13 protein-coding genes and 2 tRNA genes are annotated in these 13,559 nt (G+C 63.6%); 5 read left to right on the forward strand and 10 right to left on the reverse strand.

Annotated features, from left to right (window positions below):
- The first annotated feature begins 121 nt into the window (after positions 1 to 121).
- Positions 122 to 1,774: a ribonuclease J gene (locus tag ACOOE2_RS08275; RefSeq protein WP_420382540.1), complete on the forward strand. Its 1,653-nt coding sequence runs from the start codon at positions 122 to 124 to the stop codon at positions 1,772 to 1,774.
- Positions 1,775 to 1,777: 3 nt separating this feature from the next.
- Complete coding sequence (locus tag ACOOE2_RS08280) at positions 1,778 to 2,065, forward strand: DUF1467 family protein (RefSeq protein ID WP_420382541.1); 288 nt, start codon at positions 1,778 to 1,780, stop codon at positions 2,063 to 2,065.
- A gap of 142 nt (positions 2,066 to 2,207) precedes the next feature.
- Here ACOOE2_RS08280 and phoB read toward each other — a convergent pair whose 3' ends face one another.
- From phoB to recJ, 8 genes are all read right to left on the reverse strand, one after another.
- The gene (gene phoB / locus ACOOE2_RS08285) at positions 2,208 to 2,897 is read right to left on the reverse strand and encodes a phosphate regulon transcriptional regulator PhoB (protein ID WP_420382542.1); all 690 of its coding nucleotides are present in this window, start codon (positions 2,895 to 2,897) and stop codon (positions 2,208 to 2,210) included.
- Between the two features lie 133 nt (positions 2,898 to 3,030).
- A complete protein-coding gene (gene phoU / locus ACOOE2_RS08290) occupies positions 3,031 to 3,717 on the reverse strand; it encodes a phosphate signaling complex protein PhoU (protein ID WP_420382543.1) in 687 nt (228 codons plus the stop codon).
- Positions 3,718 to 3,841: 124 nt separating this feature from the next.
- Positions 3,842 to 5,059 (reverse strand): sensor histidine kinase, encoded by a 1,218-nt coding sequence (locus ACOOE2_RS08295; protein WP_420382544.1) that lies wholly within the window; start codon positions 5,057 to 5,059, stop codon positions 3,842 to 3,844.
- Between the two features lie 88 nt (positions 5,060 to 5,147).
- Positions 5,148 to 5,357, reverse strand: a complete 210-nt coding sequence (locus tag ACOOE2_RS08300) for a hypothetical protein (protein WP_420382545.1) — start codon at positions 5,355 to 5,357, stop codon at positions 5,148 to 5,150.
- 240 nt (positions 5,358 to 5,597) lie between these two features.
- Complete coding sequence (locus ACOOE2_RS08305) at positions 5,598 to 6,167, reverse strand: hypothetical protein (RefSeq protein ID WP_420382546.1); 570 nt, start codon at positions 6,165 to 6,167, stop codon at positions 5,598 to 5,600.
- 72 nt (positions 6,168 to 6,239) lie between these two features.
- Positions 6,240 to 6,314 (reverse strand) — tRNA-Glu (locus tag ACOOE2_RS08310).
- A 49-nt stretch (positions 6,315 to 6,363) separates the two neighbouring features.
- Positions 6,364 to 6,438, reverse strand: a tRNA-Glu gene (locus tag ACOOE2_RS08315).
- Positions 6,439 to 6,555: 117 nt separating this feature from the next.
- Complete coding sequence (recJ, locus tag ACOOE2_RS08320; protein ID WP_420382547.1) at positions 6,556 to 8,337, reverse strand: single-stranded-DNA-specific exonuclease RecJ; 1,782 nt, start codon at positions 8,335 to 8,337, stop codon at positions 6,556 to 6,558.
- 221 nt (positions 8,338 to 8,558) lie between these two features.
- On the opposite strand from recJ, the gene ACOOE2_RS08325 reads away from it, so the two are divergent.
- From ACOOE2_RS08325 to ACOOE2_RS08335, 3 genes are all read left to right on the forward strand, one after another.
- Positions 8,559 to 8,999 (forward strand): flavodoxin family protein, encoded by a 441-nt coding sequence (locus ACOOE2_RS08325; RefSeq protein WP_420384579.1) that lies wholly within the window; start codon positions 8,559 to 8,561, stop codon positions 8,997 to 8,999.
- 144 nt (positions 9,000 to 9,143) lie between these two features.
- On the forward strand, positions 9,144 to 9,890 hold the full coding sequence (locus tag ACOOE2_RS08330) for a hypothetical protein (protein WP_420382548.1): 747 nt from the start codon (positions 9,144 to 9,146) through the stop codon (positions 9,888 to 9,890).
- 181 nt (positions 9,891 to 10,071) lie between these two features.
- The gene (locus ACOOE2_RS08335) at positions 10,072 to 10,518 is read left to right on the forward strand and encodes an AHH domain-containing protein (protein WP_420382549.1); all 447 of its coding nucleotides are present in this window, start codon (positions 10,072 to 10,074) and stop codon (positions 10,516 to 10,518) included.
- A gap of 3 nt (positions 10,519 to 10,521) precedes the next feature.
- Here the strand turns inward: ACOOE2_RS08335 and ACOOE2_RS08340 are convergent, their stop codons facing one another.
- Positions 10,522 to 11,502 carry an NAD(P)H-dependent flavin oxidoreductase gene (locus ACOOE2_RS08340; protein ID WP_420382550.1) on the reverse strand — a complete coding sequence of 327 codons (981 nt, stop codon included), beginning with the start codon at positions 11,500 to 11,502 and terminating at the stop codon, positions 10,522 to 10,524.
- Between the two features lie 103 nt (positions 11,503 to 11,605).
- Positions 11,606 to 13,279, reverse strand: coding sequence for a 2-isopropylmalate synthase (leuA, locus tag ACOOE2_RS08345; RefSeq protein ID WP_420382551.1), 1,674 nt, complete (start codon positions 13,277 to 13,279; stop codon positions 11,606 to 11,608).
- Positions 13,280 to 13,559: the final 280 nt, after the last annotated feature.

The following is a 13,559-nucleotide window of genomic DNA, read 5'->3' on the forward strand; positions in this document are numbered from 1 at the left end:
TCCCCACTCGTCGACGTTCATGATTCAATGCAAGCTGGGGGTGTAGCCGAGAGGCCCCACCCCCAGCCGCTCCCCTGAAGGGGAGGGGGGCCATTGATAACTTTAAAGATCAGGAAATTACGTGAAGCCTGGAAAAGAATTGCTGTTTCTGGCGCTCGGTGGCTCGGGCGAAATCGGGATGAACGTCAACCTCTACGGCTGCGATGGCAAATGGTTGATGGTGGATCTCGGCATGACATTTGCCGATCCGTGGTACCCGGGCGTCGACCTGGTGTTTGCCGATCTGGAATTCATCGAGGACCGCCTCGATGACCTGATCGGGATCGTGCTGACCCATGCACACGAAGATCACATCGGCGCGGTGCCCTATTTCGCCGCAGACCTCGGCGTGCCGCTGTATGCGACACCGTTCACCGCGCGCCTAGTCAAGGAAAAGCTGGTCGAGGCGGGCATCGACAAGACGGTCAAGCTCAACGTCATCCAGAACAACGGCAGCCTGTCATTGGGGCCGTTCGATATCCGCTATGTGCCGCTGGCGCACTCTATTGCAGAGGGCAACGCGCTGGTCATCGATACGCCCTATGGCCGGGTGTTCCACACCGGCGACTGGAAACTCGACGATGCGCCGCAGGTCGGCGAACCGGCAACCCCGGCCGAACTGACCGCCATCGGTGACGAGGGCGTGCTTGCGCTGGTGTGCGATTCGACCAACGTGTTCAACGACAAGCCTTCCGGGTCCGAAGGCGCGGTGCGCGACGGCCTGCTGGAAACCGTAACGGGCCTCAAGGGCCGGCGCGTGGTCGTGACCACCTTTGCCTCGAACGTTGCGCGGCTGCAGACGCTGGGCTGGGTTGCACAGCAGACCGGGCGGCAATTGTGCGTCGCCGGGCGTTCGCTCGATCGCATCATCGGCGCGGCCAAGGCCAGCGGGTACCTGAAGGACCTGCCGCCGATCGTGCCACTGGATCGCGCGATGGATGTGCCGCGCGGCAATCTGCTGGTGCTGGCGACAGGTGGCCAGGGTGAACAGCGCGCCGCACTGGCGCGCATCGCCAATGATTCGCATCAGATCAAGCTGGAATCAGGCGATGCCGTCGTGTTTTCCAGCCGCCAGATCCCCGGCAACGAATTGCAGATCGGCCGCATTCACAACGCGCTCGTCGGCAAAGGCGTGCGGGTCGTTACCGATCGGCAGTCGGTCATCCATGTTTCGGGACACCCCGGCCGGCCTGAACTGATCGAGCTGTACAAATGGATCCGCCCCGAAATCCTCGTCCCCGTGCATGGCGAGCTGCGCCACATGGACGAACAGGCGCGCCTGGGCCTGGAGCAGGGCATTCCGCGCGCGATCCTGCAGAAAAACGGCGATCTGGTGCGGCTTGCGCCCAAGGGCCCGCACAAGGTGCAGAGCGTGCGTAACGGCCGCTTCGTGCTCGATGGCGATATCATCGCGCCGGCCGACGGTCCGACGATGTCAGCACGGCGCAAGCTTGGTGAAATGGGTGTGATCACGGTTGCCCTGGCGGTCAATGCCGAGGGCAAGCAGGTCTCGCCGGTCGAAGTCGCCACGCTCGGCATTCCGCTCGATGAAGACATGGATGCCTTTGTCGCCGAAGCGCAAGTGGATGCGGCCGAAGCCGTCACCCGGCTCAAGGGCGAAAAGCGCCGCGATCGCCATGCGATTACCGAGGCGGTGCGCGCGGCGATCCGCAAATGCGGCCAACGCTGGATCGGGCGCAAGCCGATGGTCCAGGTCATGCTGCGTACGCATTAAGCCATGCGCTGGACTTCGATCGTCGCGATTTTCACGCTGTTCTGGGTGCTGGCGGCATTCCTGGTGATGCCGTTCGGCATTCGCACGCATGACGAGCTCGGGTTGGAAAAAGTGCCTGGCCAGGTGCATAGCGCACCGGGCAATTTCCGCCCGCGTGCGTTTTTGCTGCGCACGACGGTGCTCGCGATCGTGATGTTCGGGCTGTATTACGCAAACTACGTGCACCAGTGGGTGACCGTGGACGATCTGGATATCGCGCCGTGGCTGGGGGCGCCCAAGACCGCTGGTTAAGCGGACTGGGCCCTCGTCATTCGTCACCCCGGATTTGATCGGGGGGTGTGCGTTACAAGTGAGCTTGGAAAAGGCAGCACAATCCCGGATCAAGTCCGGGATGACGTGGGTGGGGGCCGTGTGTCGGCTTATCCAGCCAAAATCACACGCCCTCGAGCGCGTACCCCGCCGAACGCACGGTGCGCACCGGATCCGCCGCGCCGTTGATCGCGATGGCCTGGCGCAGCCGGCGGATATGCACGTCGACCGTGCGCAATTCGATGTCGCTGCCGCTGCCCCATACCGCGTCGAGCAGTTGCCCGCGCGAAAACACCCGGCCCGGGTGCTCCATGAAATGGCGCAGCAGGCGGAACTCGGTCGGCCCGATCTTGATCGGTTCGTCGCGCCGCGTTACGCGGTGCGCGGTCGGGTCGAGCGACAGGTCGCCCACGGTGATCGTCTCACCCGCGAGCGCGGGACGCACGCGGCGCAGCACCGCGCCGACACGCGCGATCAGTTCGCGCGGCGAAAACGGCTTGGTCACGTAATCGTCGGCACCGATTTCCAGCCCGCGCACGCGGTCATCCTCGTCGCTGCGCGCGGTCAGCATGATGATCGGCACATGCGCGGTGGCCTTTTGGCGGCGCAGGCGGCGACACACTTCGATCCCGCTGGTCCCGCCGATCATCCAGTCGAGCAGCACCAGGTCGGGCGTATCTTCGGCCGCGAGCAGCAGCGCTTCGTCACCATCGTCGGTGGTGCGCACGTCGTACCCTTCGCCGCGAAAGCGATATTCGACCAGCTCGGCCAGCGCGGTGTCGTCCTCGACGAGGAGCAGCTTGGGCGCGGACATCGCGTCAATTCCTTCATTCGGATCGGGGTACCGTCCCCTGCCGGCATCTCGCGCAGACACCAATAGTGTTACGATGTCATGACTGGCCAGCCCGGCTTACGCGCCATTGTGCCAATTTGTATCAAGTCGTGGCTCAGGCCGGGGGTGGCACGTCTTCGCGTTCGGGCAAATAGGTGCCGGTTGCCGCAAAATGTACCATTTCGGCGATATTGGTTGCGTGGTCGCCGATGCGTTCGATATTGCGTGCGACAAACATCAATTGCGCCACGCTGCTGATCGTGGCCGGATTTTCCACCATGTACGATACGAAATTGCGGAACACGCTGTCGTAGAACGCATCGACTTTGGCATCGCGCTGCACGATCTCGGCGGCGGCGACCGGATCGCGCGCGGCATAGGCGGTCAGCACATCATGCACCATGTCGCCCGCCAGTTCGTTCATCATCGGTAGCAGCGTCAACGGCTCGAACCGCTTGCGCCCTTCGATATGCCCCACCCGTTTGGCGATGTTCTTGGCATAGTCGCCGATCCGCTCGATCACGCCCGCAATTTTCAGCGCGGCGATCACTTCGCGCAGATCCTCTGCCATCGGCGCGCGCAGCGCCAGCACACGCACCGACAGACGATCAACCTCGCTTTCCAGCGCGTCGATCCGCTTGTCACGCGCGATCACGCCCGCGGCAAGATCCTCGTCGCCACTCACCAGCGCGTCCATCGCTTCGGAAATCGACAGCTCGGCCAGGCCACCCATTTCGGCAACAAGCCCGCGCAGGCGCGTCATGTCCTCATCGAATGCCTTGACGGTGTGTTCAGCGACCATGGGGCCCTATCCGTGTTGAACGTGCGTACTGAAACGTGCGGCCTTTGCGCGCAATAGGCAATGCGGCCGCGCCGGCCTGGCAGGTCCGCTGCTGCACAAAGCTGTTCGTAAACCGGGACAGGGCCTAATCCACCAGGGCAAGTCGAATGGTAACGGTCGTGCCCACGCCCTGTTTGCTGGTGATGTCGAGCTTTCCGCGGTGGCGCTCGACGATATGCTTGACGATCGCCAGACCCAGGCCGGTGCCGCCGGCGGCACGGCTGCGGCCGGGATCGGTGCGATAGAACCGGCGGGTGAGGTGGGGGATGTGATCGGCATGGATGCCTTCGCCGTGGTCGGTCACGCTCAGCACGGCCTCGGTACCGCGACGTACGACGCTCAGCTCGACCGGGCGCGAGGCGTCGGAATATTTCATCGAATTGTCGACCAGGTTGCGGATTACCTGGTCCAGTTGCTGGCGATCGCCCAGCACGGTGCCCGGCTCGGTGACGATCACAATGCGATCTTCGCCCACGGTCGCGCCGACTTCGCCGCCGATCGAGGCGGCCATCTGGCCCAGGTCGATCAGATCGCGCGGTATGTCATGCTTTTCGGCCTCGATCCGCGACAGCGACATCAGGTCCTCGACCAGATGCTGCAGGCGTTTGGATTCGCGCAGCACCGTTGCGTGAAAGCGCGCAGTCGTAGCGGCATCGATCCGCGCATCGGGATCGGCCAGCGTTTCGATATACCCGATGATCGATGACAGCGGCGTGCGCAATTCGTGGCTGGCATTGGCGACGAAATCGGTATGCGCGCGGCTGATGTCGGCTTCGGCGGTCTTGTCGGCCAGCTCGATCAGCGAAAACCGGTCGTCCATCGCCACCCGGCGCACCTGCCAGATGCTGCGCGGCCCGGTCAGCCCGCGCACCGTTACGATGCCCTCACGCATATCGAGCAGCGTGATCGCCTCGGGGTGGCGCAAGGCGACGCGCGCATCCTGGCCGACGATATGATTGCCAAGTTCGGTGCGTGCGGCGGCATTGGCCGCGGCAATACGCTGCCCGTCGAGCATCAGCATGGGCACGCTGAACGGTTCGAGCAGGTCGATCATCGCGAGCCGCGATACGCTGCCGACTTCGACGGTGCGCACTTCGACGATGGTTTCGGGGCGGACGGACCACAAACTGGCCAGCCAGGCCAGCACGACAGCGCCGGTCACCAGCAGTCCGACGCCCGCCAGCAACAGTCCTGCGCCCGCGATCAACGCAATGACAACGCCGACCCATGGCACGCGCGGCAGCCCCGGCAGGATGCCGGGGGTGTTCGCGGGGGCGTTCAGGGTTGCAGGATTTGTGCTCATCACCGGGCGCAGTGTTACAGGGAGGTCAGTCGGCGTACCAGCGCCAGGTTACTGATTTTGGACAAAGAAGCGCGCCAAAGGCCTTTGTTCAAAACGCCGCGTGCAAACCCCGCGCCAGGCACGCGATCGCGATGATCATCGCGAAGATCGAAACCTTGCCCCAGGCGACCAGGCTGACCCGGTCGAGATCACGCCGGCGACTGTGGCGGTAGTCGGTGATCGTGCCGAACAGGGCTATTGCGCCGGCTATGGCGGCGGCGATCAGCAGCGGGTTCCAGGTGATCGACGGCAGATCCATGATGCGGCCATGGCAGGCGGCCGGATTGATGTCGAGCTAAGCGCGATGTCGGTGCCTAATCAGTTACGACCGAGATCGGGCTGATCAAGGCTGACAGGCTCAGCCACAGGCCGGGAATTGCGCGGTTGCCGGTCGCGCTGACGAGCCATGTAACGATAAATGGCGTTGGCAAACTCGCCCACACCAAGAAGTCGTACATTTCCGGGAAGTTCCGCTCGCAATCCTCAACGCGTCACCGGACTATTCGGCATGCCGGCTTTGGAGCGTCTCAATCAGCTTTTTCATGTTTGCAGCATTTGTGAAGCGATTTGCAATCACAAGTGCGCAGCCATCACTGATCATGATAAAAAGCCTTGAGCCGATGGGCTTATAGGATTGTATTGTTGCCCATTTGTATAATGTTCGAACATTGTCCGTTTCGGCCACCAACCCCTCGGAATCATAAGACAGGTAAATGTTTCTGCTGCGTTTTCGTGATCTGAGTGCAGGCCCTCCAACGAACATTCCAGTTAATGCCCCAATAGCCATAAAAATCATCGGCAGATCACTGGTCGCCGCTCCGATAATGGCCACAACCGCGCCGACGATCATTATCAGACCGGTTTTTATACGAGTTGCTTTGGCTCCGGTCACGAATGAGATCGCAAGTGACGCGGCGACCAGGTCGCCACGGCTAAATGCATATGGACCGATTTTTTCAAAGCACATTATCAGGCACCTAGCTCCGACTCCCGCCCAGCGTACGATTCGCCAAACTCGCAATAAAATGGCGAGCTTATTCATGTCGTGCCGGCTGTTGACCATCGCCAAAGCATGTCCAATGGGAAGCTAACAAATCGAGATATATTGGCAAATACCCGCATTTCTCACTTTTGTGAAAAGTGGTGACCCCTACGGGACTTGAACCCGTGTTTCAGCCGTGAGAGGGCCGCGTCCTGACCACTAGACGAAGGGGCCGCCGGTGCGGCTCGGGCGTATCGCCAAAGACGCGCTGCACTGCCAAAGGTGGTGACCCCAACGGGAATCGAACCCGTGTTTCAGCCGTGAAAGGGCCGCGTCCTAACCGCTAGACGATGGGGCCTCCTGATCAGCGACTGGCGCTGGTGCTGCGGGGCAGGTCCGCGCCTCTATTGGCTCTTACCCGGGTCGTCAACCCCCCCTGTCGCCCAATGTCATGACACTTTTGGTACACTGTTTTTCAGTCTGCGAACGCGGCGTCCTCGACGTGCAGTTCGGCGGCGGGGCGGCTTGCCCAATCGTCGATCTTTGCGCGCCCGGCCAGCCAGAACTTGCGGCCCTTGTGAGCGTTCAGCAGCGCCTGGCCCAATTCGGTCGGCGCAGCGCGAAATGCGATCGCCTTGAACGAACGACCGTCGTTGCCCGCGGCGACCATGCGCACATGATCGGTGCCGACCATATCCACCTTGATCAGCCGTACCGGGCCGATCGCCACGCGCGGCCCGGGCCAGCCGATCCCGAACGGACCGGCCGCATCGAGCGAATTGACCAGATCGGGGGTCAGGCCGCCGGGCGCCAGCGACAGGTCGAGCAGCATCGTCTGCGCGTTGCGCGCGTGCGCGACATCGTGCGCCAGCCGCTCGTTCAGGAACGCGCGCAGGGCATCGAGCTGCCCCGGCGCGATCGTCAGCCCGCAGGCCATCGCATGCCCGCCGCCCGCCACCAGGAGGCCGGAAGCGCGCGCCGCAATCACCGCCGCGCCCAGATCCACGCCGGCGATCGACCGCCCCGATCCCTTGCCATGCCCGGCCTCGTCGGCATCGAGTGCGATGATCAGCACTGGTTTGCCCGTCTTTTCCTTGATCCTCCCGGCAACAATGCCGATCACCCCGGGGTGCCAGCCTGCGCCGGCCAGCACGGGCACGCAGGTGTCGCCCGCCGCTGCCAGGCAGGCCTCGGCGGCCTCCTGGACGACCTGTTCTATACCGCGCCGTTCATCGTTCAGCGTCGACAGCTGTGCCGCGATTGCCGCCGCTTCATCGGGATCATCGGTCGTCAACAACCGCACGCCCAGCGAACTGTCGCCGATCCGCCCCGCCGCATTGATGCGCGGCCCCAGCGCAAAGCCCAGGTCGCTGCAGGTCGGCTGGCGATTGATGCGGCTGGCATCGATCAGCGCGGCCAGCCCGACATTGTCGCGCCGGGCCATGATCTTCAGCCCCTGCGCGACCAGCGCGCGATTGAGCCCGCGCAATTGCGCGACATCGGCCACCGTGCCCAACGCGACCAGATCGAGCAGCGCCATCAGGTCTGGTGGCGCATTCGTGCCGAAGTACCCGCGCTGGCGCAATTCGCGTGCGGTCGCAATTGCGAGCAAAAAGGCCATGCCGACCGCCGCGAGATGCCCGAACGCTGCGGCCTCGTCGCTTTCATCGAGCCGGTTGGGATTGACCAGCGCGACCATCATCGGCAATTCGGCGGCGCATTTGTGATGATCGACCACGATCACTTCGACCCCGGCGCGCGCGGCCATCGCCAGCGCATCGTGCGCCATCGCGCCGCAATCGACCGTCACGACCAGTTTGGCGCCCTCTGTGCCGAGCCGGACGAGCGCTTCACCAGTCGGGCCATAGCCTTCGAGCAGGCGATCGGGGATATAGGCGCGCGCGGTGGTACCGCACAGGTTGAGGAACCGGATCAGCAGCGCCGCGCTGGTCGCGCCGTCGACATCGTAATCGCCATAGACCGCGATGGCCTCGCGCGAGGTGATCGCATCGGCCAGCCGCGCCGCGGCCTTGTCCATGTCGCGAAAGATCGAAGGGTCGGGCAGGAATTCCCGCAAGGTCGGGCGGCGGTGACGTTCGAGCTCGGACCGGTCGACTCCGCGCGACAGCAGCAGTTGATCGACCAGATCGTCGCCCGATGTCAGGTGCGGCGCAGCATTGCCGAAATCCATGTTGCCGCCGCGCCAGCGCCAGGCCTGGCCGGACAACGAACGGTCGATCGCGGTAACCGGGATCATGCGCAAAGGATCGGAAAAAACGGGAGCGGGTTGGAATGGACCATGCCTTTGCGTCTAGACGATCGCGGCGCGAAGCAAAAGGAGGTTGGCCATGGCGCAGGCTTGCCGGTATCGACTGTGGATAAGTCGGGGGATCGATTGTGGAGCGACCTGTGGATAATTCTGTGGCAGCCACCGGCCTGTTGATCGTGTGGCACAGTCGGACCGGCGCAGCACAGGCCATGGCCGCAGCGGCCCTGTCCGGTGCGCATGAGGACCAGGATAGCGCCGCGCGCAGTCTGCGCGCCAGTGACGCCACGCCCGGCGATATGCTGGCAGCGGCAGGCTACCTGTTCGTCAGCCCTGAAAACCTGGGGACAATCAGCGGCGAAATGAAGGAATTTTTCGATCGCTGCTATTACCCGCTGCTGGGCCGTATCGAAGGGCGCGGTTATGCCAGCGCGATTGCGGCGGGCAACGCGGGGCAGGGTGCAGAGGCACAGATCGATCGCATTGCAACCGGCTGGCGATTGCGCCGGGTCGCGCCATCGCTGATCGTGCGGACGGGTGCCGACACCCCGGTGGCGATCCTTGCCCCCAAGCTGGTGCAACGTAACGACTTGCAAAGATGCCGGGATTTGGGGCGATCTGTCGCAATGGGCTTGCATCTTGGTATTTTCTGACCCTTTTGGAGTAATCTGTGCAGCAGCGTTTCGATGGGGTGAGGCGGTGGACGGGGCCGCCAACCGGGACGATGACAGCAGGATAACGATGACGCCGGGGTGGAAATGACAGGGGCCCAAGACCGCAACAGTAAAGACCGGCGCGTGCCGGGCGCGGCAAACCGTCCGCCAGGGCGCGCTGCCGGCGTGCCGGTGGCAGCGTTGTTGTTCGATCCGGACGCGCGCCCCGTGCTGGCCGATCTGCAGGCGCTGTCGCTGGGCCGGGCGTTTCGGGTCATGGATGACGGTGGCGTCGGGGGCCACGCCCGATTGCTGTGCGACGGCCTGGCGTTCGATTGCCAGGGGCTTGCGCCTGCAACAGCCCGGCGGATCGATACACCGCTGCAAGGCATCACTTTGCCCGCCGGCTTTGCCGCCGCCGATCAAGCGCTGGTGACATTGAGCCCCGGCGCGGAGCTGGCAGGCGCGGCCCGATTGCTGCCGGTCATGCGCGTGTTGTCGGGTCTGGTCATCACGCTGGCGGATTTGCCCGGCGTGCGCGCAATCGCCTGGCTGCCCGCGCGCATGGCGATGTCGCCGGCGTGGTTTGCCGAGGCGGTCGGCATCTGGTTGAACGGCGGACCTTTCCCTGCCCTTGCGCTAACCGCGCTTTCCCGGTCGGACGAGGGTTTTACCAGCCGGGGCCTTGCCTATTTCATCGGGCAGGAATTCGTCTTGACCGGCAGGAATGGCGTGGTGCGCGACACCGATGCGCGCGGGGCGATCCGGCTGACCGACTGGCTGGTTGCGCATGGCCGTATCGATTCCCCGCAAACAGTCGAATTGCCCGGATTTGGCACGGTGTACCTCGAACCTGCAGGCTCCGATGCGGTGCTCGCACGCACTCTTTAACACCGATATGGTACCAACCCGGCCGATGCTGATTCCGGCAAGGGTTTGTTTACAAGTGCACGCCAGCCTAGTCCCGTAACCCTTGGGGGGACTACGAAATGATTTTGCCGTGAAGGCGCCGCGTGCGGCGCTACCCTTCAGATCCGTCAATATACCGGGTTGCGCCGGATATTGTGCCGGCTTGCAACGCCACCACCTGCTGCCACGGCAATTGCTCGATGTGCGCAGCGTCGCCAGCCTGATCGAGGAAATCGGGTCCGACAGCGTGGGATTCCATGACTTTCACCGGAACGGCCTGTTGCTGCCCGCGACCGAAGAGACGGCGGTTCGGCTGGGTCTGCCGTTGCATCGCGGGCCGCACCATTCATACAACGACCTGGTGATCGAACGCATGGGTCAGATCGAGGCCAGCTGGCAGAAACGGCGGCGCGAACGGCGCAATGCGGGCGCGAAGGTCGAGGCGCTGATGCGGATCGACCTGTTGCAGCGCGCCTTGCGCGTGCGCCTGCTCGATCCGGCGCGGTGGCGCGGCACCCGGCTGAGCAGCCGCGATCCGGCGCTCGATTACAGCCATCTCGACCGCATGGCCGAAATGCTGTGGCGCGAAACCGAGCCGGTTACCGGGTGAGAATCAGAACCGGAAGGGTTCGCTGTTGGCGGCCAGTTCGGTGATAGCGTCATGGTATTCGGTTTCGAACTGCGCCACGCGGGTCTCCACGCTGGCGACAGACTTGATCGCGCCGATGCCCTGGCCCGAACCCCAGATATCCTTCCAGGCTTTGGCGTCGGTGTTGCCGCCTGAGCCAAAGCTCATCTGCGATGCGTCGCTTTGCGGCAACTGGTCGGGATCAAGCCCGGCGTTGACGATCGATGACCGCAGATAATTGCCGTGCACCCCGGTAAACAGGTTGGAATAGACGATGTCATCGGCGCCCGATGCCACGATCGCCTGTTTGTACCCCTCGATGGCGCGGGCCTCGTCGGTTGCGATCCAGGCAGAGCCGATATACGCGAAATCGGCGCCAAGCGCCTGCGCCGCCAGGATCGACCGGCCATGCCCGATCGCACCCGACAGCGCGACCAGCCCGCCGAACCACGACCGGATTTCCTGCATCAGCGCAAACGGCGATTGCACCCCGGCATGCCCGCCGGCGCCCGCCGCCACCGGTACCAGGCCATCGGCGCCCTTTTCGATCGCCTTGTGCGCAAAGCGGTTGTTGATCACATCGTGCAGCACGATTCCGCCCCAGCCATGCGCGGCGCTGTAGACATCCTCGCGCGCGCCCAGCGACGTGATCAGCAGCGGCACCTGCCATTTGGCACACAGCGCCATATCCGCTTCCAGCCGGTTGTTTGTCTTGTGCACGATTTGGTTGACCGCGAACGGCGCAGCCGGGCGATCGGGATTGGCGCGATTGTGCGCGGCCAATTCCTCGGTAATCTGGTGCAGCCATTCGTCGAGCATGCTGGCCGGGCGCGCGTTGAGCGCGGGAAAACTGCCGACCACGCCGGCCTTGCACTGCGCGATGACCAGCTCGGGCCCGGAAATGATGAACAGCGGCGAGGCGATCACCGGCAGGCGCAGATTGGCAAACAGCTTGGGCAGCGGCATGGAAGGTCTTTCGTCGGTTTAAGCAGACGATTAAAATGCTAGCCGCGTGGGGTGCGGTTTGTCAATCGGCGCGCCCGGCCCGATCGGCCGGGCGCCCCGATCATTACCCCCGCGCCGCGTTGGCCGCCGAAAGGACCGCGCGCACGCTGGCAGTGGCAACGTCTTCGTCGATACCCACACCCCATACGACGCGGCCGTCGCCGGTCACGCATTCGACATAGGCCGCCGCGCGCGCATCGCTGCCGCCGGTCAGTGCGTGTTCGGAATAGTCGCGCACATCGATCGTGATGCCGAAATGTTCGCCGAGCGTGGCCACCACCGACGAGATCAGCCCATTGCCGCGCCCGCTGACCGATTGCACCTGCCCGGCAACCGCGATCTTGCCGGCAAACACGCGCGTGCCGTCATGCGCCTTGGCTTCCTCGTAATCGACCAGCTGAAAATGCTGCGGATCGTCCAGCCGGTACGCCTTGCGGAACACTGTCCAGATATCGTCGGCATGCAATTCGCGGCCGAGTTCATCGGCCAGCGCCTGGACATGCCGGCTGAAATCGGCCTGCATTTTCTTGGGCAATTTCAGCCCCTGGTCCTGCTCGATCACCCAGGCGAAACCGCCCTTGCCGCTCTGCGAATTGACGCGGATCACCGCTTCATAACTGCGGCCCAGGTCGGCCGGGTCGATCGGCAGGTAGGGCACTGCCCACATCTGGTCATTGCGGCGTTCCTGCGCGGCAAAGCCCTTTTTGATCGCGTCCTGATGGCTGCCCGAAAACGCGGTGAACACCAGTTCGCCGCCATAGGGATGGCGCTCGGCCACCGGCAGCTGGTTGCAGTATTCGACTGTCTGGATCACGTCGTCGATGTCGGAAAAATCCAGCTCGGGATCGACACCTTGCGTATATAGGTTGAGCGCGACCGTCACCAGGCAGCAGTTGCCCGTACGCTCGCCATTGCCGAACAGGCAGCCTTCGACACGGTCGGCGCCCGCCATCAGGCCCAGTTCGGCCGCGGCGACACCGGTGCCGCGATCGTTGTGCGTGTGCAGGCTGATCACCGCGCGGTCGCGATGTGGCAGGTTGCGGCAGAAATATTCGATCTGGTCGGCGTAGATATTGGCTGTTGCCGCCTCGACTGTCGCGGGCAGGTTGAGGATGATGGGCTTTTCCACCGTCGGCTGCAGGATCTCCATCACCGCCTCGCACGCGGCGATGCTGAAATCGAGCTCGGCTGTCGAAAACGTCTCGGGGCTGTATTCGAAATGCCAGTCGGTCTGCGGGAACCGCGCTGCCTGATCGCGCAAACCGGTGGCGCCGGCGCGCGCGATATCGATGATCTGCGGCTGGCTCATGCCGAACACCACGTCGCGCCACAGCGGCGATACCGCATTGTAGACATGCACGATCGCCTGTTTTGCGCCGGCCAGGCTTTCGAACGTGGTCGCGATCAGGTCTGCGCGCGACTGGGTCAGCACCTGAACCATCACATCATCGGGAATGCGTCCCTGATCGACCAGGCCGCGGATGAAATCATATTCGGTCGCGCCGGCGCTGGGAAAACCAACCTCGATTTCCTTCAGTCCGACTTTGAGCAGCAGGTCGAAAAAGCGGGCCTTTTTCTCGGCATCCATCGGGTCGATCAACGACTGGTTGCCATCGCGCATGTCTGTCGACAGCCAGCGCGGCGCTTTGGTGATCGTCCGGCTCGGCCATTGCCGATCGGGCAAGGGCACTTGCGGAAACGGTCGATATTTGACGGACGGATTTTTCAGCATGGTCATGGGTGCGTGCTCTGGAACCTGAATGTTGCAAATACAATGCCGGGCGACGTGCGCGCTGCCGGCCTTGTGATGTGTGCAATCCCCTGGGCGCCGTCACGCGGCGGCATACCGACGCGTCAGCTCACGCCCAAGGGCGGATAAGTCGCAGGGTTAGGGCCAGGGAGCGGTTCATGCACAAAGCTATGGGGAAACGCAGCGGAGTTGTCCAGACGCAAAATCCTCCCCGAATCGGGGAGGGGGACCACGCGAAGCCGTGGTGGAGGGGCGGGACCTCATGGTG

It is taken from the genome of Novosphingobium sp. (genome assembly GCF_965214355.1).
GTDB lineage: Bacteria > Pseudomonadota > Alphaproteobacteria > Sphingomonadales > Sphingomonadaceae > Novosphingobium.